The following is a 23215-nucleotide window of genomic DNA, read 5'->3' as shown; positions in this document are numbered from 1 at the left end:
CATGAACAACAACACAACCATATTGATACATAAGTATCAGGCTACCGAATATTATGTTCAACCTCATACGGCAAATTCTGCTTTGGATGAACTTTCATTAACAGATCAAGCCATGCCTCAAAATACCGTTTATGTCTATTGTCCTGATAGTGATGTAGCCAAGATAGAGCATTTATCGGCACGTCATCCATCATTGCATATGATTATTAATGATTACTCTCTTCGTGATTTCAAACACAAAACCTTATGCCACTTTAAAAGCTCTGAATTGCAACCAGAGCAACAAAGCTTTTTGATTGCCGCAACGGAGCTTGGCGGCTGGGTTGAGCCTTTGGTGAGCTTTTGTGACCGCAAGCTCGGTTTTACCGAACTTGAACTGCTGCATAGTGGGTATTTTTTACATCAAAAGGCGTTCTCTATTTTGACTAACCGTAAAAACGGTTGGGAGAAGCGGTTTATCGATTTACTCTTTGTGTTTGCATTATCCTTGGTGGCTATACCCGTGGGCTTGATCACTGCGCTACTCATTAAACTTGAATCGCCAGGCCCAGTGTTCTTCAAACAGAAGAGAACGGGGCAATATAACCGCGAATTTGAAGTGATTAAGTTCCGATCTATGCGCAATGATGCGGAGAAAAACGGGGCGCAATGGGCAACACAAAACGATGCACGGGTAACAAGAGTGGGCAAATTTATTCGAAAAACTCGGATTGATGAGTTACCACAATTAATCAATGTGTTAAAAGGCGAGATGTCTATGGTTGGCCCAAGACCAGAGCGTGAAGTTTTCATTGCCGATCTTGAAAAAGCCATCCCTTATTACCGTTTTCGTCATGCTGTTAAACCAGGAGTGACAGGCTTGGCTCAGGTTAAATATCCTTATGGTGCTTCACTTGAAGATGCGATGTGGAAGCATAAATACGATATTTACTACATAAAGCATCAAAACTGGAAAATGGAAATTAAGATCCTTTTATTGACAGTCAAAACAGTTCTATTCGGTATGGGGCGATAACCCGTACCTTAGAGATGGCGTTTGTTGCACAATACGTCTGCGCGAGGAGGACGAACGTGAGTGGGTATCTTAGAGCTTTAAACCTTATAGTCTCTAATTCGTTTGCATCCCCCCGCCCTGCGGGCAACCCTCAAGAGGGGAATGAAAACCACCGTGGTTTCTGCCCCGTAAAGTTTATATCTCCGGTATATTTTCGGCACCACCCACCCCGCGTAGGCGGGAATCCATACGTAGTGTTAGTTAATGCTGTGGTTATCACGGATCAGTCCGCCAAAGTCAGCGATGAATTAATCGCAAAATTAGCCATTTAACGCTAAATCAAATTCCCCTCTAGGGAGGGGTGGCAGGCGCAGCTTGACGGGGTGGGTTTTCTCTAGGCACTATAACCTTTTATATCTTCAAACCAGGAACAAACAATGAAAATTGCAGTAGCAGGTACTGGCTATGTTGGTCTTTCCAATGCCATGTTATTAGCCCAGCATCATCAAGTGGTGGCGGTTGATATCGTTGAACATAAAGTCACCATGTTAAATCAAAAGCAATCGCCAATTGTCGATGCAGAAATTGAACACTTTCTCGCTCATAAGCTGCTTAGTTTTGTTGCTACCTTAGATAAGCAGCAAGCCTATCAAGATGCCGAGTTTGTGATTATTGCCACACCCACCGATTATGACCCGCAAACTAACTACTTTAATACCAGCTCGGTTGAGGCGGTGATCCGCGATGTGATGGCGATTAATCCACAGGCGGTGATGGTGATAAAATCGACCGTACCTGTGGGCTACACAGCACGGATTAAACAAGAGCTCAATTGCGATAATATCCTCTTCTCTCCTGAGTTTTTACGTGAAGGCAAAGCGCTGTACGATAACCTGCACCCATCACGAATTATTGTCGGTGAGCGCAGCGAAAGGGCACAAGTATTCGCCAATTTGTTGCTTGAAGGGGCTGAAAAGAAAGACGTTGCTGTACTGTTTACCGATTCTACCGAAGCTGAAGCGGTGAAGCTGTTTTCGAATACTTATTTAGCCATGCGTGTGGCTTACTTTAATGAGCTAGATTCTTATGCCGAGGCCAATGGTTTAGATGCGCGTCAGATCATCGAAGGTGTAGGCTTAGACCCTCGTATTGGCAGCCACTATAATAACCCGTCATTCGGTTATGGTGGTTATTGTTTACCGAAAGATACCAAGCAGTTACTTGCCAACTACAGCAGTGTGCCCAATAACATCATTGGTGCGATTGTCGAGGCGAACCGTACCCGTAAAGATTTTGTGGCTGATTCAATCATCAAGCGCCAGCCAAAAGTGGTGGGTATTTACCGTTTGATCATGAAAGCCGGTTCAGATAACTTCCGCGCATCGAGCATTCAAGGCATTATGAAACGGATTAAAGCCAAGGGTATTGACGTGGTGGTTTATGAGCCGGTACTCGATGAGCCGGAGTTTTTCCATTCACGGGTGATTAAAGATTTAAACGAGTTTAAACAAACTGCGGATGTGATTGTCTCTAACCGTATGGTGGAAGAGTTGGCGGATGTGGTCGATAAGGTTTACACCCGTGATTTGTTTGGTAGTGATTAGGGAAAGCAGGTCCTAGGGAAGAGCAGGTCCTAGGGGAAAAGCAAAATCCAAGAACCTAGAACCCAGGACCTAAAACCTAGTATCTAAAACCTAGTATCTAAAACCTAAAACCTAACTCCACCATTATTTTCGAGACTTAAACATGAAATATCTAGTTACTGGTGCCGCTGGCTTTATTGGTAGCGCCACCGTTAAAAAATTAACTGAACAAGGCCATCATGTGGTTGGCATTGATAACATTAACGACTATTACGATGTTAATCTAAAACATGCCAGACTGGCGCGTATTGAGCACCCGCTATTTCGTTTTATCCAACTAGATATCGCTGATCGCGCTGCCATGGCGCAGCTTTTCGATCAAGAGATGTTTGAGCGCGTGATTCACCTTGCCGCGCAGGCAGGGGTGCGTTATTCACTCGAAAATCCTCATGCGTACGCCGATTCAAACCTAGTCGGTCATTTGAATATTCTTGAAGGTTGCCGACAAAATAAAGTGGGCCATCTAGTCTACGCTTCGTCCAGCTCTGTGTATGGCTTAAATGCTAAAGTGCCTTTCGCGACTTCTGACTCGGTCGATCACCCGGTTTCTTTGTATGCGGCCACTAAAAAATCTAATGAGCTAATGGCGCACAGTTATTCGCACCTTTACGATATTCCGACCACGGGGTTGCGCTTTTTTACTGTCTATGGTTCTTGGGGGCGTCCTGATATGGCTCCATTTATCTTTACCAAGAAGATTTTAGCGGGCGAAACCATAGATATTAATAACCATGGTGATATGTGGCGTGATTTTACCCATGTTGACGATATTGTTGAGGGCGTAGTACGCATTACGGATGTGCTTCCGGCTCGCAATGCGGCTTGGACGGTAGAATCTGGCACGCCAGCGACCAGCTCAGCCCCTTACGCGATTTATAATATCGGTCATGGCTCGCCAATTAATTTGATGGAATTTGTCAAAGCGATTGAAGACCAACTGGGGATTGAAGCCAAGAAAAACTTCCGTGGTATGCAACCAGGGGATGTGTATCAAACTTACGCCGATACCGAAGATTTATTTACTGCTACAGGTTATCGCCCACGTATTGGTGTCAAAGAGGGTGTGGCGGAGTTTATTAATTGGTATCGCGAGTTTTATAAACTATGAGGTCCTAGGTTAAAAGCAGGTCCTAGGTCCTAGGGAAAAGCAGGTCCTAGATAAAAACTAAAACTTGGATCCCCCGCCTGCGCGGGGATGACGAACGTGAGTGGGGATGACAATGGTGAGTGGTGTTTTTCTTAGGATCTAGGACCTATAAACTTTATCATCATTAACCATTAACCATTAACCATTAACCATTACCCATTAACCATTACCCAGTAAGTTATTATTATGATTAAAAAATGCTTATTTCCTGCCGCTGGCTACGGCACCCGCTTTTTACCTGCCACCAAATCAATGCCTAAAGAAATGATGCCGGTTGTCAACAAGCCCTTAATTGAATACGGCGTTGATGAGGCCATTCAGGCGGGGATGACCGACATGTGTGTGGTCACTGGGCGTGGAAAAAATGTCTTAATGGACCACTTTGATAAAAACTATGAGTTAGAGCACCAGATCAGTGGCACTAACAAAGAGAATCTATTAACCGGTATTCGCTCACTGATTGATGCGGCCAACTTTACTTATATCCGCCAACGTGAAATGAAAGGTTTAGGTCATGCAATTTTAACCGGCCAGCCTTTGATTGGTGATAATCCTTTTGCGGTGGTGTTAGCGGATGATTTATGTGTTAATCCTGAGCAAGGGGTATTAGCGCAAATGGTGGCTTTATATAACCAGTTTCGTTGCTCAATCATTGCCGTGCAAGAAGTACCTGAAGATGAAACTCATAAGTATGGCGTGATTGCTGGTGAAATGATCAAAGACGATATTTATCGAGTTGATACCATGGTTGAGAAACCTGAGCCAGGCACGGCGCCAAGTAACCTAGCGATTATTGGCCGCTATATTTTAACGCCGGATATTTTTGAGCTGATCGAGCAAACTGAGCCGGGTAAAGGTGGCGAGATTCAAATTACTGATGCGCTGTTAAAGCAAGCCAAATCCGGTTGTGTATTGGCCTATACGTTTAAGGGCCAGCGTTTTGATTGCGGCAGTGTTGAGGGCTACATTGAAGCGACCAATTACTGTTATGAAAATTTATATGGCGCTAAGGGTTAGTCTCGCACCTGCGCTCGTCACTTGGCGTTTTCGGCGGAATGGATCCCCGCCTGCGCGGGGATGAAGAACGTGAGTGGGAGCGTTTAATCAATCACTTAATGAATTTCACTTAACTTGCCCCTCACGGAAGTGAGGAGCAATCATTACCTACCACGGATTATTTTAATTCAGTCCAATAGTCCTTATTTGCTTCCAATAAATCATCCAAAATGGCTTTAGCCACTGAAGCACTAGGAATGGTGGCTGACAGTGTTAGTGCTTGCCATAGTTTTTGGTAAGAGCCTTCAACATGAGCTTGTACGGCCAGTTTTTCTACTGAAACTTGTTGATTCATCATACCTTTCTGGAACTCGGGAATAGCGCCAATTTGCAGCGGTTTTGCCCCAGTACTGTCGACAATACAAGGTATTTCTACCATAGCCGTTGGATCAAAGTTGCTGATCGCACCATTATTGGGAACAATCAGTAACATGCGCTCTTTAGTATTGAAGGCGATGGCTGTCGCAAGGTCGACGATGTAAGAAGCATGCTCTTCTACTTCGATAGTGGTATCAATCGCGGTACCATGTGCAATAATTCGGCGGCATTCGGTGAACACTTCTTTTTCTCTTCCATCCATCACTTCATTAGCTCGGGTGTATTCTTTATTTGAATGTTCCACCACGTAGTCTGGGAATAAATAGTATTTTAAATAGGTGTTTGGAATCGTCTCAGGATCTAGGGCGTAAACATCACGTACTTTAATAAACGTCTCTTTCCAAGATTCATCCGTATGTTGAGCACCATTGAGGGCACTTGGCGGTAAATAGCCGTGCTCTTTAATGTATTGTTTAATGCGTGGTAGTAAATCTTCCCCTGTTTTGCCATCTTTAAACTCTTTCCACCAACCAAAGTGGTTTAAGCCGTAATACATGACATCAAACTGTTTACGGTCTTGATAACCAAGAATTTCCGCGATACGGGTTTCGATACCAATTGGCATATCACAAATATTCAATACTTTTGAGTTTGGACGCATGACTCGACAAGCTTCAGCGACAATCGCTGCTGGATTAGAGTAATTCAGCATCCAAGCGTTCGGTGAATATTTTTCCATATAGTCAATTAATTCAATGACCGCTGGAATAGAGCGTAGGCCATAAGCGATACCACCTGCACCACAAGTTTCTTGTCCTACACAACCATGCTTGAGAGGGATCTTTTCATCTTGTTCACGCATGGCATACAAGCCAGCACGAATGTGCGCCATACAAAAATCAACATCGGTAAAGGCTTCTTTTGGATCCGTGGTGTAAGAAAACTCAATGTGCGGAGCCCGTTCTTTGAGCAAGATTTGACAAGCTTTAGCCACTACTTCTTGACGCTCGGCGAAGTTATCATAGAACTTTAATTGACGAATAGGGAAACGTTCTTGGTTTTCTAATAGCATCATCACGATGCCTGGGGTAAATGTTGAGCCGCCACCTGCAATAACGATAGAGAATTGCTTTTTCATGTTAAACCTCACTTTTAAATTAGTCTGTGTTTGTGTTGAGCATCGCCACATAGCGGCGCTCCTTTAAATCATGTTATTCATCGGTTATGTCGTATATGGGTGTATTCACTGTTGCTCTTTTGAGCTAACTTGCGGCAATGATGACTGAATCTGTGATTTCTTGTCTTTGCTGCATAATTCGTTCACAAGCCTCCCTGAGTTGCGGAACGTGTAAGCCAATAATCACTTGAATGGCGCAGCCGTTTTTGACTAGGTTCACAGCACCGTTTTCCATAAAATAGGTGGCGTTAGCAACTTGTTGTGGATCTTTGACTGTCACACGCAGGCGAGTCGCGCAATTACTTAAGTCAGTGATATTGTCTATGCCTCCAAGCCCTTCAATGGTTTGCATGGCTTGGACTTGTAGTGGTGTGGCTGATGAAGAGCCGTTGTCGACAATACCGTGTTTTTGGTTGAAGTCTTGTTTGGTGCGCAGTTTGAGTTCAGCGCCATCTCTGCCAGGTAACAGTACATTAAATTTAATGATTAAGTATTTGAAAGTTAAGTAATAAATAACGGTAAAGCTCAGTCCGATAGCGGTTTGGGTCACCATCATATAAGTATGGCTGCCAAGCAGTGGAATCCAATTGCCAGTGACGATTTCGATCAGTCCGCCTCCCATATTGCCAACGACACCGAACATATACATCACCATCGCCATGGTTCCAGCCAATAACGCATGAACAGCGAATAGCCAAGGAGCGATAAATAAGAAGGTGAATTCTAAGGGCTCGGTAATGCCAACAAACACCGCGGTTAAGGTGGCAGGGATCAGTAGCGCGGCTACTTTTTTACGATTTTCTGGTTTAGCGGTATGGTACATGGCAAGAGCTATACCGCTGCAACCGAAGACTTTAGAGTTACCATGTAAGGCGAAACCGCCAGCAGGGAAAAGGTCTTTAATCGCTTGGCTAGATTGATTAAAGGTTTCTAAGCCAGCAAACCAGTCGACATAAATTCCATTAGGGGTTGCAATATTACCGAAGACAAAAGGCGCATAAATAAAGTGATGTAGGCCAGTCGGAATTAAAATTCGTTCTAGGAAAGTATATAGCCAAACTCCAAATGCCCCTGAATTTACAAGAAAACCTTGTAAATCTAAGATACTGTGTTGAATAGAAGGCCAGATGTATAAGGTTAACCATGCGGCAGGTAGCATCATGCAGAAAGCAATGATTGCTACAAAAGCAGTACCTTGGAAAATGCCTAAATATGCCGGTAAGGGTTTATCAAAAAAACGGTTGTGCAACCCAGTGACGATGGCTGAAATAATGATCGCTCCGAAGATACCGGTATCTAAGGTTTTTATTCCGGCGATATCAGTCAGTCCGGATACCCCACCAATCGATTGTGAAAAGTCTACATCGAAATAAGCCCCCCACTGTAAGCCCATGGCATGAACGAAATAGTTAAAGGTAAGGTAGGAGACCATGACCACCAACACAGCACGAGCATGAGCCGTTTTTGCTAATCCTATCGGCAGACCAACCGCAAATAGCAGTGGCATATTGCGGAAAAGTGTCCAAGCTCCTTCTTCAATAATAAACAGTATCTGATAATACAGTCCGTCTGGATTCGCTAAATCTCCGACAAAAATTGGGTTTTTGAGTACGATCGTCAGGCCAACCATAATCCCAACAAAAGGAAAGAGCAGTACGGGGGTAAACATTGCCCCACCTAAGCGTTGTATTGCACTTAACATTGGAAAATCCCTCTAGTGTATTGATTTATGTGTCCCCAACTTCTTGGGAGATAATGGTAAATTGCCTTAAGACAGAGTTAATGTACCGATATGATATATATAGTACAAATATAGGATGTATTTATTGTGATCCTGGTAATAAAAAAACAAAGTGATCATTACAAGTTGTGATTTAGATATAAATATATAATGTATTAGTAGTTGCTGTGCATGAGTTCGAGCTAAAAGTAAAATCTACGAGTTGATAGGTATTTAATTTGTTACTTTTTGGTGTATGATGTTTTCTCGCTGGAGAGAGATAATGTTATATAAAAAAGTCATGTTGGCGCTAAAGCAGCGTATTGATTCAGGTGAGTTTCAAATTGGTGATAATTTACCGACCGAAAGCAAATTGGTTGAAGAGTACGCTGTTAGCCGAATTACCGTGCGTAAGGCCATAGATGAATTAGTGAAAATGGCGATGGTCGAAAAACGCCAAGGGGCTGGAACAACGGTAATTGGTCAAAGTATGACAGGTTCTATGTCTAATCTGCGTAGTAATCGAGAATACCTTGCTGAGTCGGGAGGAAAACTGAGTTATGAAGTTGATCAGTTTTCCTTGATAACGCCACCCGATCATGTCGCTCAGGCTTTAATGATCGATCGCAATGAAAAAGTCTTTTTTATTCGACGCTTTATGTACATTAATGAGGTGTTGTCGATTTACGAAGATTCTTATATGCCAGTGCGCTTATTTCCAGATCTTAGCCTGAATCATTTGAGAGGCTCTAAGTACTACTATCTAGAACAGATCTTAGGGTTGAAGATTGATGGTGCGATTCAAGATTTTGAAGCCATTTTACCCAATGAACATATGGCTCAATGTTTAACGGTTAGTGAACAAACACCATTATTGAAGTTAATTTCAGTAGGAAAATTAACGGACGGTCAGCTGTTTGAATACACTGAGATCGTCAGTAAGCCGAAGACTTACTCTTACAAACATTATTTAAAACGTTAGTCATTGATAGCATTAATCATAATGTGCAGCTTGCTGTTTGATGTCCACAGCCTAACGGAGTAGGTTTTAAACTAAGATCCTAGGAAGGGGATATCATCGTGCTTTTTAGTTCTGATTATCGATTATGGAATACAGGGACTTATGTTGTTGTCTCTGTACTCCATAACCAAGTTTTAAGTTATGTTCAGATCAGACCAAATAACCGCTGGAAAATTTCTAACGACAGTCTGAATGATAGAATATCTCATCGACCCAGCTTGGGTTGTCGATAAACGGGTTACGGTTATTTTGTATGTCATAAATTTTCTCGTTACGGTCACGTTCAAATTTATCAACGGGATCTTGCTGATGCCATCTGAGTAGCGTGCATAAATCACCAAGTTTAGTCGTAGGTGTATTGTATCCAGGGAGGAGGTCTAACTTTAGGTCATCATTATCGTTACCTTGATAACGTGTCGCCATATAAAACATCATCCGTGCAATATCACCTTTCACCTCATCACGAGGCTCAAAGGTTTGTTTACCGGTATCTTTTTTATTACCGACACTTGGTGATTCATTGGTCGCGACGCCACCTTCATAAAACTCAAAATTACCTCGTTCATTGTTCATTCCCTCATCTGCGGGGCGAATGTGATGAATATCGGTCTCAGCGTGTGAGCTGCTGCTCCATCTTCCTTGTGCTCTTGGCCAGACGTGTTCTCGGTTCCAATTATTTCGCCCTAAATCGCCTTGTCCTGTGCGTTGGGTTTTTAGTTGTGATCGTCCTGTATACAGTAAAATCACGTTGTCTGAGTTATATGGGTCTTCATCGGTGATCATTAATGCTCGCCAAACATCTGGTGTTTGAAGATTACTATTATCCGTATATTGCAGACGAATATGACCGGCGGAGACGATTGTATTCAAGGCGTGCTTTAATTCATCGCCCGTTTTTTCCAAGGCCGCATTATAGTAGCCATTAGGATTAAAAATATCCGAATTTTCAGGAGGCGTCGGTTTAGCATTGATGATGCAAGTCGAAGAAAATGGCTGCATCACATGAGGGTGATGAGCTTCAATATACTTGGCACTGGCATTAAAGCTAACCATTAAGGCGATGCACAATAGCTTTTTCATTATTTGTATCTCTTATTCTGATTCTGATGGAGTTTAAACGGCATTAGGCTTGTTGATTGCGTATGCGGCGTAACAATGGCAATAACAGTAAAAAACTGAACAAACCAAGGCCACCCCCACTGCTACTATTTTCAGCAGCATCAGGTTGTGTACCTGTCTCTGAATCATCACCAAGATCATTGTTTGAGCTAAGCGCTAGGTTTAGCGTCAAAAGGATCGGATCGTGGGAAGATGAGCGGTACCAATTGGTTTCGTCAAATGTCATCCCAGATTGATAATTTAACAGTGCAGATTGAGCTGAGTTAATTGACCAAGGTGCAGAATCGACGAATTTATCTCTCAGCGAAGTTGACATGAAAATATAGTCCACTCGACCTGATTCAGCGTTGCGTTCAATAGAATACCGTTCAGAGTTTCTATCTCGGATCGCAACAGCATCGACGTATGAATTTAGCTCCGTTGGGCTAAAAACGAGAGCTGCTTTTTCTTTTGGATAAGCGTGTAGGCTACCCAGAATTAACTGGTGGTCAGTTTTCTTACTCATCGCTTCAATAATTGCTTGGCTGGCTTGTTGGCGTAATTGGTCACAAGGAGTCGTTTGTTGAGTCGTGTCACCATGACAGTTTTGATCGCGATTGACTAGGTCAACAGCGGCCACAACTAGCTCTATGGGGTTTTCTTTAGAGTGAATGTTTAATGTTGCGATAACAGTCTCGTTCATGGAGATGCTTTGCTTGTCATCGCTTGGCATTGTTAATAATTCAAGATCATTTAACTTGAAAACAGAGGGCCGATAAAGAATATAACTTGCGGTTGGATTATTCCCTACGTAGTGATCTTGATTGCTGGCGTTCCATTTAGCGACTTGATAATGCTGTTTGTTCTCTTGGCCTTTATTGATTTTCGTTAGTAAATAATCAATAGCGGAGCCCTGTTCAAAACCGTTATTTTCGACTTGTAAGAGTGCAATTAGATCGGAATTCATAGTGTGAATGGCAGCCGTTAATTTTTTAATTTGTAAGTCAAGATCGGCTTGATCTTTAGCTCCACCAGTCACAAATCCAGTTTGACTATGATTATCGACCGCTGGATTGTTATTACCGTGAAGGTGGGAAATAAACAATCCTTCGGTATTGAAGGTGACAATTTTTATATTACCTTCATTAATGACGGGATCAGAGCTATTTATCTGTCGAGTGAATGACTCTGAATTGGCTTGTTTAGTGACATATAAACGATAATCAGAATGAGAGTAACCAATGATCCCCTCAATGTTCGAGGCTCGATCGCCAATTGAGATCAAATTCTGCTCAATACCGTTAGTGTTTTTTGCAAAATCGGGATACCAAACTATCGGTTGATGTTTGCTTCCTGTTTGGGTTGCTTCGACAACCAATCGTTGGTCTAGGTTACAATCGGCTTGACGGATCGCTTCATTACTGCCGGGTAAATGATTTTGATGAGGATGAATGTTAGGTTGTTGATAAGCTAGCACCATATTATAGCGCTGAGGGCCGGTATCGAAAGCAAAGCTACGTGAAACGTACATATTTGAATCATCGGTAAAGCGCACCAACATCCCTTCGTGGCGCTCAAGGGTTTCGGCGTAATAGCGATCAGATAGTAATCTGGTCACGGTTGTCGGTTCGATATTATGGCCGGACGATATTTTTGTGATATTACCAGTAGGGACTAACTGGGTTGAACCAAATTGCTCAATCACTTTTCCTGTAACAGTCACTTTATCGCCAATCGAATAGCCTTGTACGAGGCCCTGAACGAAAATAGCGTCAGAAGTCAGCGGGTTATTGTCACCAAATTCATCTTGTATAAAAAATCCAATTGGTAGATCCTTTCCAAGGTCGCTATTAGTTTGAATATGGGTAATCACGCCATTAACTCGAAAAACTTCATCAGATTCAAGTTTACCATTAGCTGGATCCGTATAAGGTGAGGCCCAACCGTCCCCTTGTAGATCCATGATAGTTGTATCTATAGCGGTGATTGGTGGGATCGTTGGTGGTATCTCTTGATTATCCAGTTTCGGTGGAGTGCCGATATGACTCCAATCGTTGATGATTCCTGTACTGTGCCAATGTTCAGGTTTAAAGGTGGTCGAGGATTGAACGTTAATTCTTCGTAATGATGTATCTTTATTAAAGTCTTCACGAATACCGAGTGTTCCAACAATATCAATCAGTTGCTGTTGATGAAATAAGCCAACAATATCGTCGCCATTAAAGGTTGTTACGCGAGTATCTTGTAGATCGGCCAGTGCTAATAATTCTGGATCTGCTTGAGAATGAGCAATTACATAGGTTTGTGAAGGCTGCATAACGGTAATAGGAAGACTGAGTGTACTACTGCTCCAGTCCTGTGCACCATTATGGGCAATTCTTAGCGTGTATTGTTCAAGATTGATATTTTCTTGACTAATATTAGTGAGTTCTATCGCTTTGTTGTTTCCTGAACCTTCAGTTGTTTCTGAAATGATTATTTGGCTATGGGCTGGTAATGCGCACATTATTGCAAGTGCGACTATATTTACTTTATTCATCATAAACTCATATCTATAAGCTGCAATTTATATCAATATTTTAAACGATACTAAAATTATCATTGTGATTAGTGTTGGACTTATAATATTTAAAAATGGTTAATCAGTTTATATATATGGATGATCACTAATTAAACATTAATTGTAATTATTTTTAACGATGTTTGTTTTTTGAGAGAGTTATCGTTTGCTTTTTGTTTTTATGCCTTTACATTTGAGTTTTATTTATTATCAAAAATAATGAAGGCTAAATTAGTTTTTAGAAAATCCCACTCTGTTACTATCTTTTCCTGCCAACTGCCTCGAATTTTCTTTTTCTCCCCATCTTGTTTTTTTATTCATTATGCTAGTGTTTGCTTATTGGGTTTGTGAATAAGGCAAAGGATATGCAAATACTTCATCATGGCGGTAAACATACTGTCACCGGTTCTTGTCACGAGTTGCGCGTCGATGGTGTAGCGGTACTGATCGATTGTGGGCTGTTTCAAGGTAAAGATGCGACAGACATTGAGTTGGATTTTCCGGTGGAGCATATCGATGCACTGATTGTGACTCATGCTCATATTGATCATATTGGCCGTATACCGTGGTTGCTTGCTGCCGGTTTTACCGGGCCGATTTATTGTACGCCAGCCAGTGCAGAATTGATCCCATTAATGTTAGAAGATGGGCTTAAATTGCAATTGGGCCTGAATCGCGGGCAAATTCAGCAAGTTTTGCAAACCATAAAACAACGGTTACGTCCTCTTTGTTATGGCGATTGGTTAACGATCGAGTGCCGTCGTCCGGAGTCCGCTACTCTTGAACTTCGTTTTCAACCTGCTGGGCATATTTTAGGTTCCGCTTATGTTGAGCTTCGTTTAGCTAACGGTGAAGTGGTAGTGTTTTCAGGCGATTTAGGGCCAAGCAATACTCCGTTATTACCTGATCCCCAATCACCACAGCACGCCGATTATCTTGTCATTGAGACAACGTATGGTAACCGTAATCATGACGATGTGGCTGGTCGCGCTGAGAAGTTACGCGAAATCATCCAACGCTCATTAGAAAATGGCGGCACGATTTTGATTCCCGCCTTCAGTGTTGGCCGTACCCAAGAGCTATTGTTTGATATTGAACGCTTGATTTTTGAGCACAAAATTGATGCCGATCTGCCGATTATTCTTGATTCACCGATGGCTCAACAAGTCACCCAATCGTATCGCCGCTTCAAAACACTATGGGGAGAAGAGGCCAAGCAGCGTTTAGAGATGCATCGTCATCCGCTGGTTTTCGATCAGTGCATACAAATTAGTGATTATCGTACTCATCAGGCGCTAGTCAATCGTCTCGCCTCAACCGGTGCGCCCGCGATTGTGGTTACCGCATCGGGGATGTGCCAAGGCGGACGAATCGTTGAATATTTAAAAGCCTTGCTTGGGGATGAGCGTACCGATGTGATTTTTGCAGGGTTTCAAGCGCAGGGAACCCTAGGTCGAGCCATTGCCGAAGGCGAAAAATCGATTTGTATTGATGGAGAAGAGATTGATGTGAAAGCCAGTATTCATGTCATATCGGGGTACTCCGCCCACGCGGATCAATCTGAATTACTCGCGTTTATTAAAGGCATCGACCAACCACCACAGGAAATACATTTGATTCACGGTGAACGTTCAGCTAAGCAAGGTTTTGCTAAAGCGTTGGAAATTATCGGTTATAGGGGAGAGGTTAGAATTTAGATATAACATTGGAGTGTGGGGTACACAAGCTTCCGGATCCTAGGGGCCGTAAATTTCGTTTACTATTCTGTTGTATACGGTATTCAGATCTTGGCCGCTGATTTTTTGAGTCTATGTAATGATCTTCATTATTGGTTCTAGGTTTTCGTTTATCATAGAACCTAGATCCTTCGGTCCTTTATGTTTCGTTTCAACTTTCATTTCATACTAAATTCACAATTAAATTGTTCTGATTTATTCATGTGGCCTATAATTTAACATTGAGCATACCTGTAACTAATGGTAAGGGTTTGTGACTGAGCAGGCGGGTGGTCTGTTCTATGGATAACCTCATAATATAGGAATACATGGAATGAACAGAACGTTATTAGCAACGGCTATTCTTACTTCCATTGCCTTGGTTGGCTGTGGTGGTGGAAGTAGCAGTTCCAAAGTGACTCCTGAGAGTCAATCAAAAGTCTCTGGTGTGGTGAATAAAGGTTTAGTTCGCGATGGTTTAGTGAAAGTTTGTGTGGCTAGTGCCGCCAATGTTACTGAACAGCAATGTCCGAATGACGATGTGCTAGGTAGCACTAAAACCGATGAGCGTGGTCAATATACTTTCAGTGGCTTGCCTCAAAATAGAGCGCTACTGTTTGTGCTGACCTCACATGATGATCCTGACATTATCACGCAAATGAAGTGTGACTATCAGGCTTGTCTTGATGAGGGTAAAACCCTCGGTGAGTGGATGGATGTTGATAATGATTTTAAACTCATCTCGATTCTCGCCTCTGATGCAGACTCAATAACCGCCCACATGACCAGTATCACTGATGCGATCGCTAAACATACTATTCGTGCCTCACGCGGCAGTGAAGAAGTCAACCTTGACGTGATAAATAGTAGCCGCAGTGTGATGGCTCAATTATTCGGGCTTGATGCACAAAAAGTGATGTCGTTAGGTGCTGTCGATTTAACGGACGCGGCGGCGATACAAGCTGCAGCGGATGCTGGTGATGTTGAGTCTCTCAAAGTTGCTGCGCTGTCTGCAGCATTTGCAGATACAAAACCGAATTTAGATAATTTATTTACGCTGGCTGATAATCTAATTAGCTCAGTGGATGGTGAAGAGACCAATACTTGGGAAGAGGAGCGTAAAGCTTTACTAACCGGTGCTTCTTCAGTCATTAATACTGTGGTTACTGAACTTTCTAAAGATGAAAATGTGGATCTTAAGTTAGAAGATGTCGTACAAAAAATTGACGATGCTAAAGGCTCCCCACCAAAGATTACCCCGCCGACTGCAACGGATGAGATTACTACGGCTAAAGCGTTAGTTAAGCAAGTTCGCACTGTGTACGACGCCACTCAAGAGGAGGGGGCACTGCGAGAAGGATTTATTCGTTTAGGTGACAGCCTAGATCCGATCCCTGATTTATTACAAGATGATGTGACAGCCACTTTTGAAACATTGACTTCTGCGCTCATGTCTATCGCCCATAAAATCGATGATCAATTGGTTGAAGAGGCGGGTGATTGGCAGGTCACTCAGCAAGGCGATACCTATACGATTAATACAGAGACGGTGAAGCTGGTCGTTTCTGGTTCAGCCAGCCTTGTTTTGGATGAGCAAGAAACCGAACAAGGCGGTTCGATTAATGACAGTGCTGCTATTAATCTGACTATTTCTGAATTGTGGATAAAACAGGGCTCGGTTGAACTGGAAGCTGCCAGTGGTAAAGCTGAGGTGGTGTCGTTTGTCTCGCAAGAGAGTTGGGAGCACGAAGCTTCAGAGGGCGATCATGACTTTAGCGAAACATGGATGCTTAAAGCTGAAAAATTGCATTTTGCGTTGAATGAAATCAGCCTTAAAGCTAAGGATAAAGAAGAAAATCCTTTGTTATTAACGGGGCGTATTGCATTTACCGCTAACCAACCTGAAATAAAAGGTAAGCACTCTTCTTCACACACATCGACGGAACAGCAAGGCCAGTCGGAGAACTTTGATGAAGAAACCTTCAGCGCGCGTAGCCTCGATTTTAACTTAGGGGTTCGTTTAGACTATCAAGACCAAACATTAGATACTTCTTTAAGTATTGCTCTCGATAATCCCAACGGTGTGGTTTATTTCACCAGTATGCGTGAAGCATGGCAATGGGGTGAGGGTTATAACTATGAGGTTAGCAAAGGAAGTGATCTTGCGCTACCGGGTTCAAGCTTGGATGACATTAAGTCAGAGACGGCAACGCAGTTCCTGCGTGGTTCTCTATTAGTGAGCTTAGAGAGTAAAGTTAATCCAGATAACCCACAACTCGCGAAAGTTAGCTTACAAGCCTCTCGCCCAGCGTTTGATTTGCTGAATCTGAATGGCACCATTGTTTATAACCAGCAATCATTGACGTTAAAAACTCAAATCAATACTGAGAAAGATGAGCCATTAAACGTTGAACTCTCTAATGGTCAAGCAATTGCTCATTTACGTGAAGATGATAAGGGACAAGTGGTAGGAACGATAAAAGTTGGCAATAAACAAGTGGCTAGTATTGATGCACCACGTAATTCTGTCAGTGTGGTCCGTTATATCAATGGCCAGTTTGAATCATTATTCTAACTAGGTGTGGCGATACTCAAGAGCCCTATACAGGGCTCTTGAACGTTTGAGATTTGATTATGTCGAGTGCTTTTTTATTATTACCGAGTTTAAGTTTTTTTTCATTACCTGAGACAAATCAGTCTTGGCAGCTATTTAGCCAGACTCAGGCTTTTGGTTATTCACAAGAGAATGGTATTTATCCGTTAGTGAAGGGGGATAAAATTGCCTATACACCGGCCAAACATGCGTTTACTTTAAACCAAGCGGAAATGGGTGTCCGTTATCAACAGTTTTCTTTTTCTTTACTCGCTCGTTATGAATGGTACTTGCGCTTTAGCCCCGATACCATGTTGCTGTATGGTGAATCGGTCAACCGGCAAGATATGCAAGCGAGTAAACGTTATGATGTTGATTTACGTGTTGAGCATTTAATCAGCCAAGGCATTAAACTGGCGTGGACATCGGATCCCTCTCAGCCCTTTATCTGGCATGTTTCTGCAAGTTATTTACAAGCTCAAGAGATGATGAGTGGCCGCTTACATGGGCAAGTAGGACAAACGGGAAAGAGTGATTATGATGGTCTACTCGAGCTAGATTATGTCTACAGTGAAGATGTGTTATTAAAACGCGAGGTACAAGCGCCATCCAGTTACTTTGGTTATACCAGTGATATCGGCATTCATTGGCAGTTCCATGAGCGAGCATTCATCTCCTTGCTAGCGCAAGATTTCTACAGCAGTATTTATTGGCGTGATATGCCTTATACGGTTGCTACCGCTAATACGGCAACGGCGGAGACCGATGAAAATGGTTTTGTTTCTATTAAACCTTTAGTTAATGGGGTTGAAGGATTTCGCGATTATACTCAGCGTCTCCCCGTTAAGTATCATGCTCGATTCGGTTATCTTTCTGGACAACATGCTTACAGTATCAAAAACGTTTATGTCGATAGACTCTGGTTAACTGACTTGGAATGGTCAACTCAATGGCGAGACAATCTCCGTTCCCGTTTTAGTTATAATTGGCAAACTAGGGCCATTGGAGTAGAAGGTCAATGGCGATGGTTTACTTTTGGTGTTCAAAGTGATCAACTGGATTATCAACAAGCAACAATATTGAATCTTACTCTCGGCATTGTGATACCATTTTAATCTTCTTTATTGATCAGGACTTCGATTTTCTGTTTGTATTTAATCTCAATGTTTCACTCAGCCTTCGGTAACTGCGCTAATAAAAAGGGCAGTAACAATAAACCAATTACGCTGGCACAAAGAGCAATGGTGATGAAAAAACCGTTCCAATGATAGGTTTCTAAAATCATCGCTAATGGATAACCGGCGAGAGCTGCGCCCATGTAGGCAAATAAGCCGACAAATCCGGTTGCAGCGCCTGCTGAATCTTTATGTGAACACTCTGCGGCGGCCATACCAATCAACATTTGCGGGCCAAATACAAAAAAGCCAATACAAAATAGTGCGGCGGATTGAAAGATAAAATGGGTCATTGGCATCAACCATAATGCGGCAACAGAAAGGAAAATACCGCTGGCGAACAATAAATTCATTGGTCCACGATTGCCAGCAAAGAGTTTGTCCGATCCCCAGCCTGCGACAAGAGAGCCAATAAACCCACCCACTTCAAATAGTGATAACGCGGCATTGGCATTAATCAGGCTGTAATGATGCTGCTCGGTTAAATACAAATTGCCCCAATCATTGATAGCGGTGCGCACGATATACACCAAGATGTAACTCGCAGCAAGTAACCAGATGTAGGGATTACTAAAGACATATTGCGCTAAAATCTCTCGATAGCTCAGTCCCTTACCTTCATTTTCTTGTGCAAGTTCAAGGGTATCTTTACGCCAGCGCCCGATGCTTGGTAAGCCTAATGAAACGGGTTTATCTCTAAGTCGCCAGCACAGTACGATGCCGATCAGCACGCCAATCACTCCCGGCCAAATAAAGCCGTGTCGCCAGCCAAAATGCAGGGTTAAAAATCCGACTAAAATAGGGATCAATGCGCCGCCAACATTATGCGCCGTATTCCAAATGGCCCAATACCAGCCTCGTTCAGATCGTGAATACCAGGTGGTTAACAGCTTTGAGCAAGCAGGCCAACCCCAGCCTTGAAACCAAGCGTTCAAGACCCAGAGCAAAATAAACGCGCTGATCGAACTGGAAAAACCAAAAGCGATATTAATCAATCCGGTGGCGATTAAGCCAAGCCCCATAAAGTAGCGAGGATTGGCCCGATCTGAGATGGTGCCAGACAGAAACTTTGAGCAGCCATAGGTGATATAAAAAAGCGTACCGAGCAGTCCTAAATCGCCTTTATCCAATCCTAAATCAGTCAGTAAACTCGGCGCAGCGTAATTGAGTGTACGCCGAGTAAAATAAAAGCCAGCGTAGCCCAAATACATGCCGATCATGATATGCAATCGCCAATGATCGTACGTAGCTTTGATGGTATGCGGATTGGTCAGCGCTGGTGGCGTTGTTGATTGATAAAGAAAACGAAACATAAGCGATGTCATACCCTAGGCAATTGAATGTGCAAATGGGTTCCGCTGGGGAGGACGGATTGTGATTGTAGCTTAAAGTGTCCGCCGAGCGCTTGTACACGCTCTTGCATGCCTTTAATTCCCATCCCCTTGAGTGGGTCGATTTTACTGATCCCGACACCATCATCTTTAATCGTCAAAGACACCTGTTTGTCGATGGTTAAGTCAATTTCAATATGATGCGCATGAGCATATTTGCGGGCATTATTGAGCGCTTCTTGGCAGAGTCGAAATACAGTGACTTGCAAAGTATCGCTCAGTTGCTCCGTTGGCCCTTGGCTAGTTAAACGAACCTCAATGCCATTATGCGCAAACTCCATTTCACGAATTAATTGCTCAATCGCTTCTAATAGCTGTAAATCATCCAACGATTGCGGCCTAAGTTTACTCAGCAGTCGCTTAGTGGTGTCGTAAACGTTAAGTGATAAAGACTCGATAGTATTGGCACTGTCTTCACGCATCTGGGCTTGTTCGGTACGTTTGATAATGCTCGCTTGAGTGCGAATGGCGGTGATGCTTTGGCCAATTTCATCGTGTAATTCACGCGCGACTTCTTTTCTGACCGATTCTTCAGCTCTGACCAATTGCTGAGAGAGCGACTGATTGCGACATAACTCTTTACTCAGTTGGCGATTGAGATCTTGTAGCCTCTGTACGGCGACGCCAAGGAAAATACCAGTCAGGCTTTGTGCGGAAATCGACAGCAGTAAATCAGTGATGGCTAAGTTAGAGACATCATTTCGCGTTGCTATTAAAGCAACACTATTGAGCAGAGTTGCTAATAACGCGCCTTGCCAACCGTAGCGAAAAGCCAATACGATGATCGGGATAGCAAGACAAAAAGGGGCAAAGCGGCGTAGCTCTTCTGGTAAGCTGGTTTGTAGGATAATACTAACGGTAAATAAGAGACTACATAGCAAAACCGCTTTGACATTAAAGCTGGGTTTTCGACGGATCAGTTGTACGGAAAGTGGTAACCAACGTGTTTGAAACAGATAATTCCAGAGTAAGTAGCAGGTTGGCACAAGCATTAATCCACCAGTTAAACTGACTAACCAAGTGAGGTAGATTGAAGGGACATGGAAACTTACCGAAGCGGTATTGAGGGTGGCGCATAGCGCAATGGTCAGACAGATCACCGTTAAGCGTCGCCATTGTTCGCCATGATAATAGCGCTGAGCAAAAGCGGTGATCGGGATACTCAATCCACTGGCAATCAAAATTGTTAGCCACTGCGGTTGTGCCAAGAGCAGCGCTAAACTGATGGTCAGCGCCCACTCGGTGAAATACAGAATCGGCCAATAGCGATGGGAACAATGGAGCGCAATTCCTAATCGCAAAGCAAAAGGGAAAAACAGGATCGCTAATTCAGGATCGTTGACAAAGTAAAAACCAATCACCCATAAGCAAAACCAAGTGCAAGCGATGAGGCAAAAGCTACATACGGCGGTAAAAGGATGTAAGCGCATTAGGTTAAGTTGTGATGAATGAGGTTCGCCAAAGCAACGGTGTTACTCACGCCGAGCTTTTCCATACCGTTCGCTCGATGGACATGGACAGTTTTTGGGCTCAGTCCTAATTGTTGGGCGATCGTTTTAACGTCGATACCATCGGCGAGCAATTGACACACTTCTCGCTCGCGTGGGGTCAGTGATGCCAGCGGTGAAATCGGATGTTTCGGTGTTACTAAACGGCTGGCAATATCAGCCGTTAAATAACAGCCTCCACTCGCGCAGGTCTTTACCGCTTGGATTAATTCATCAGGGCTACAGCGTTTACTCAGGTAACCTTTAGCACCGAGCTCTAACGCTTTTTCCACCATGGCGGGAGAATCGTGAACACTGAGCATAATCGCTGCCAACCCAGAGGGCAGATCCGCCAATAAACTAAAGCCACTTTCATTGGCCATCGAAATATCCAATATCACCACATCGGCATGGCAGCTTGGTAGGCCTCGCCGAGCTTCATCAAGGGAACCAAAAGAGCCGACAACTTGAATATCTGGGTCTAAATTGAGCAGCTGGGCAAAGCCTGAGCGGACGATGACATGATCATCGACGAGTACCACGTTGTGCATAAAATTGAATCAGTCTGTAACCAAGAGGGTAAATTAACGCTAAATAGACGCGCTGGCAATCGGTAGTTATTGAGCTTCTCCCCATCACACCGTGAATGGATGTGATCGGGAGATTGATGAGGAGATTAAGCTTGTGAGCTAGAAAGAGATAATAAGCGTTTTTTCTCTTTACGGATTTTCTTCTCTTCGGCAATCGCGACAAATGCCAGTAGACCAATGCAGAGGAAAGCTGAGGTATCGAGCGCGGCAAAAGTGCCCTTCCAGCCGGTTAATCCAAAAATCGGCGTGCCATCGGCGATCATACCTAAGCCTAATTTCGCAAAGCTATCACCAATCAGATAAGCAAAGGTGCCTTTGACGCCATCGGCCACCGAGATGGCTTTTTTCGGCACGAAACCGACCGCAGCAACACCGATCAACAACTGAGGGCCAAACACTAAAAAGCCTAAGGCAAAGAGTGAAGAAAGGTACATCAATTCGCTGGTGGCGTGTTGATAAAACTCTAAGGTCATGATGATCAACGCAAGCGATACGCAGGCAACTAAGGCTCGGCGACCATTCGCTAAATCGGATAAGTATCCCCACATTAAGGTTCCGACCAGCGCACCGACTTCAAACATGGTAAAGCCGGAAATCGCGACTTCTTTTGATAGTCCTAGCTCTTGGAAGGCATAAACCGTGGACCATTGGTCGATACCAATACGTACCACGTAGAGAAAGATATTGGCAAAACAGAGCAACCAAATCACTTTGTTTTTTAGTATATATTCAACAAAGATTTGTCGCTGCGTCATCTGGTTCTCTTCGGCGGCGGTATCTTCTTCGCTGATGACCTCATTAAACAGTTCTTCTACTTTACCTAAACCATAGGCTTCTGGCGAATCACTACCGTAGCGTAGGCCAATAAAACCGATGACAATCGCCAGTAGCGAAGGGAAAACGAACATGCCGATCACATGGCCATCAAACAAGTAGTTAGCGCCAAACAAAGCGACCCCAGCTGCGCCAGCGCCTCCCACGTTGTGTGACATATTCCACAAACCTAAATAAGAGCCGCGTTTATTACGCGGGGTCCATTTGGTGATGGTTGAATAACTCGATGGTCCCCCAGTACTTTGGAATAGGCCGCTTAAAGAGTAAAAGGCGATCATCAAAAATAGACTGACGCTACCGCCGCCCATACTGAAACTGAAGCCCAGCATGGCGATACCGGAGAGGATCAGCATAAAAGGCAGAAATTGTTTGGTATTTTTGCCATCGGCATAGTAAGACACCACCGTTTTACCGATGCCGTAAGTAATTGAGAAACCAAGGCCAATTAAGCCCAGCTCCGTCATTGATAAACCGTAAGTCGAAATCAAATCATTTTGGGCAATATTGAAGTTTTTACGCACCAAATACATTGCCATATAGCCAATAAAGACCACCAAATAAGATTGGATAAAGGGTTTAAACCACATTTTCCGTCTGACTTCGAGTGGAAGATCTAACGTCGGTTTTCTGACCTGCTCTAGAAATTTCAACATAATACGTTCTCTTTGCCGTATAAATAAAAGGGGTATTTAAGCG

At 43.4% G+C, this 23215-nt stretch carries 16 protein-coding genes; 8 read left to right on the top strand and 8 right to left on the bottom strand.

Annotation, left to right across the window (positions count from 1 at the left end; genetic code table 11):
• Position 1 precedes the first annotated feature (1 nt).
• The 4 genes from FKN88_RS14630 (at position 2) to galU (ending at position 4801) form a co-directional block, all read left to right on the top strand.
• Positions 2–1015 carry a sugar transferase gene (locus FKN88_RS14630; RefSeq protein ID WP_306687602.1) on the top strand — a complete coding sequence of 338 codons (1014 nt, stop codon included), beginning with the start codon at positions 2–4 and terminating at the stop codon, positions 1013–1015.
• Between the two features lie 416 nt (positions 1016–1431).
• A complete protein-coding gene (locus FKN88_RS14625) occupies positions 1432–2598 on the top strand; it encodes a nucleotide sugar dehydrogenase (RefSeq protein WP_306687603.1) in 1167 nt (388 codons plus the stop codon).
• Between the two features lie 142 nt (positions 2599–2740).
• A complete protein-coding gene (locus FKN88_RS14620) occupies positions 2741–3745 on the top strand; it encodes an NAD-dependent epimerase (protein ID WP_306687604.1) in 1005 nt (334 codons plus the stop codon).
• A 225-nt stretch (positions 3746–3970) separates the two neighbouring features.
• A complete protein-coding gene (galU, locus tag FKN88_RS14615; RefSeq protein WP_217557522.1) occupies positions 3971–4801 on the top strand; it encodes a UTP--glucose-1-phosphate uridylyltransferase GalU in 831 nt (276 codons plus the stop codon).
• A gap of 157 nt (positions 4802–4958) precedes the next feature.
• Here galU and FKN88_RS14610 read toward each other — a convergent pair whose 3' ends face one another.
• Both FKN88_RS14610 and FKN88_RS14605 read right to left on the bottom strand, forming a co-directional pair.
• On the bottom strand, positions 4959–6296 hold the full coding sequence (locus FKN88_RS14610) for a 6-phospho-alpha-glucosidase (protein WP_115152557.1): 1338 nt from the start codon (positions 6294–6296) through the stop codon (positions 4959–4961).
• Positions 6297–6420: 124 nt separating this feature from the next.
• Entirely contained in the window at positions 6421–8037 is a 1617-nt protein-coding gene (locus FKN88_RS14605) for an alpha-glucoside-specific PTS transporter subunit IIBC (protein WP_306687605.1), read from the bottom strand.
• A 301-nt stretch (positions 8038–8338) separates the two neighbouring features.
• Between FKN88_RS14605 and FKN88_RS14600 the strand changes: the two genes are divergently transcribed.
• Complete coding sequence (locus FKN88_RS14600; RefSeq protein ID WP_040905672.1) at positions 8339–9037, top strand: GntR family transcriptional regulator; 699 nt, start codon at positions 8339–8341, stop codon at positions 9035–9037.
• A 216-nt stretch (positions 9038–9253) separates the two neighbouring features.
• Here the strand turns inward: FKN88_RS14600 and FKN88_RS14595 are convergent, their stop codons facing one another.
• Together FKN88_RS14595 and FKN88_RS14590 are read right to left on the bottom strand one after the other, a co-directional pair.
• Positions 9254–10156 (bottom strand): endonuclease I family protein, encoded by a 903-nt coding sequence (locus tag FKN88_RS14595; protein WP_306687606.1) that lies wholly within the window; start codon positions 10154–10156, stop codon positions 9254–9256.
• Positions 10157–10199: 43 nt separating this feature from the next.
• Positions 10200–12716, bottom strand: coding sequence for an ExeM/NucH family extracellular endonuclease (locus FKN88_RS14590; protein WP_083797801.1), 2517 nt, complete (start codon positions 12714–12716; stop codon positions 10200–10202).
• 383 nt (positions 12717–13099) lie between these two features.
• Between FKN88_RS14590 and FKN88_RS14585 the strand changes: the two genes are divergently transcribed.
• The 3 genes from FKN88_RS14585 to FKN88_RS14575 all read left to right on the top strand — a co-directional run bounded on the left by FKN88_RS14585 (position 13100) and on the right by FKN88_RS14575 (position 18157).
• Complete coding sequence (locus tag FKN88_RS14585) at positions 13100–14431, top strand: MBL fold metallo-hydrolase RNA specificity domain-containing protein (RefSeq protein WP_306687607.1); 1332 nt, start codon at positions 13100–13102, stop codon at positions 14429–14431.
• Positions 14432–14783: 352 nt separating this feature from the next.
• On the top strand, positions 14784–17024 hold the full coding sequence (locus FKN88_RS14580; protein WP_306687608.1) for a hypothetical protein: 2241 nt from the start codon (positions 14784–14786) through the stop codon (positions 17022–17024).
• Between the two features lie 59 nt (positions 17025–17083).
• Entirely contained in the window at positions 17084–18157 is a 1074-nt protein-coding gene (locus FKN88_RS14575) for a hypothetical protein (protein ID WP_217518873.1), read from the top strand.
• Positions 18158–18210: 53 nt separating this feature from the next.
• Here FKN88_RS14575 and FKN88_RS14570 read toward each other — a convergent pair whose 3' ends face one another.
• From FKN88_RS14570 to uhpT, 4 genes are all read right to left on the bottom strand, one after another.
• Positions 18211–19530: an MFS transporter gene (locus tag FKN88_RS14570; protein ID WP_217518874.1), complete on the bottom strand. Its 1320-nt coding sequence runs from the start codon at positions 19528–19530 to the stop codon at positions 18211–18213.
• A gap of 8 nt (positions 19531–19538) precedes the next feature.
• The gene (uhpB, locus tag FKN88_RS14565) at positions 19539–21038 is read right to left on the bottom strand and encodes a signal transduction histidine-protein kinase/phosphatase UhpB (protein ID WP_306687610.1); all 1500 of its coding nucleotides are present in this window, start codon (positions 21036–21038) and stop codon (positions 19539–19541) included.
• Positions 21038–21646, bottom strand: a complete 609-nt coding sequence (gene uhpA / locus FKN88_RS14560) for a transcriptional regulator UhpA (RefSeq protein ID WP_040905665.1) — start codon at positions 21644–21646, stop codon at positions 21038–21040. The genes uhpB and uhpA overlap by 1 nt, the downstream gene beginning before the upstream one ends.
• 125 nt (positions 21647–21771) lie before the next feature.
• Entirely contained in the window at positions 21772–23172 is a 1401-nt protein-coding gene (gene uhpT, locus FKN88_RS14555; protein WP_004397393.1) for a hexose-6-phosphate:phosphate antiporter, read from the bottom strand.
• Between the last annotated feature and the right edge of the window lie 43 nt (positions 23173–23215).

It is taken from the genome of Vibrio sp. 2017_1457_13 (assembly GCF_030851525.1).
GTDB classification, from domain to species: domain Bacteria; phylum Pseudomonadota; class Gammaproteobacteria; order Enterobacterales; family Vibrionaceae; genus Vibrio; species Vibrio metschnikovii.
This window is presented reverse-complemented; position numbering and strand designations above follow the sequence as displayed.

What these genes read in the sequence shown, in the direction of transcription:
- FKN88_RS14630 (WP_306687602.1), top strand. Translation starts at nt 2, where the DNA reads ATGAACAACAACACAACCATATTGATACATAAGTATCAGGCTACCGAA.
- FKN88_RS14625 (WP_306687603.1), top strand. Translation starts at nt 1,432, where the DNA reads ATGAAAATTGCAGTAGCAGGTACTGGCTATGTTGGTCTTTCCAATGCC.
- FKN88_RS14620 (WP_306687604.1), top strand. Translation starts at nt 2,741, where the DNA reads ATGAAATATCTAGTTACTGGTGCCGCTGGCTTTATTGGTAGCGCCACC.
- galU (WP_217557522.1), top strand. Translation starts at nt 3,971, where the DNA reads ATGATTAAAAAATGCTTATTTCCTGCCGCTGGCTACGGCACCCGCTTT.
- FKN88_RS14610 (WP_115152557.1), bottom strand. Translation starts at nt 6,296, where the DNA reads ATGAAAAAGCAATTCTCTATCGTTATTGCAGGTGGCGGCTCAACATTT.
- FKN88_RS14605 (WP_306687605.1), bottom strand. Translation starts at nt 8,037, where the DNA reads ATGTTAAGTGCAATACAACGCTTAGGTGGGGCAATGTTTACCCCCGTA.
- FKN88_RS14600 (WP_040905672.1), top strand. Translation starts at nt 8,339, where the DNA reads ATGTTATATAAAAAAGTCATGTTGGCGCTAAAGCAGCGTATTGATTCA.
- FKN88_RS14595 (WP_306687606.1), bottom strand. Translation starts at nt 10,156, where the DNA reads ATGAAAAAGCTATTGTGCATCGCCTTAATGGTTAGCTTTAATGCCAGT.
- FKN88_RS14590 (WP_083797801.1), bottom strand. Translation starts at nt 12,716, where the DNA reads ATGATGAATAAAGTAAATATAGTCGCACTTGCAATAATGTGCGCATTA.
- FKN88_RS14585 (WP_306687607.1), top strand. Translation starts at nt 13,100, where the DNA reads ATGCAAATACTTCATCATGGCGGTAAACATACTGTCACCGGTTCTTGT.
- FKN88_RS14580 (WP_306687608.1), top strand. Translation starts at nt 14,784, where the DNA reads ATGAACAGAACGTTATTAGCAACGGCTATTCTTACTTCCATTGCCTTG.
- FKN88_RS14575 (WP_217518873.1), top strand. Translation starts at nt 17,084, where the DNA reads ATGTCGAGTGCTTTTTTATTATTACCGAGTTTAAGTTTTTTTTCATTA.
- FKN88_RS14570 (WP_217518874.1), bottom strand. Translation starts at nt 19,530, where the DNA reads ATGTTTCGTTTTCTTTATCAATCAACAACGCCACCAGCGCTGACCAAT.
- uhpB (WP_306687610.1), bottom strand. Translation starts at nt 21,038, where the DNA reads ATGCGCTTACATCCTTTTACCGCCGTATGTAGCTTTTGCCTCATCGCT.
- uhpA (WP_040905665.1), bottom strand. Translation starts at nt 21,646, where the DNA reads ATGCACAACGTGGTACTCGTCGATGATCATGTCATCGTCCGCTCAGGC.
- uhpT (WP_004397393.1), bottom strand. Translation starts at nt 23,172, where the DNA reads ATGTTGAAATTTCTAGAGCAGGTCAGAAAACCGACGTTAGATCTTCCA.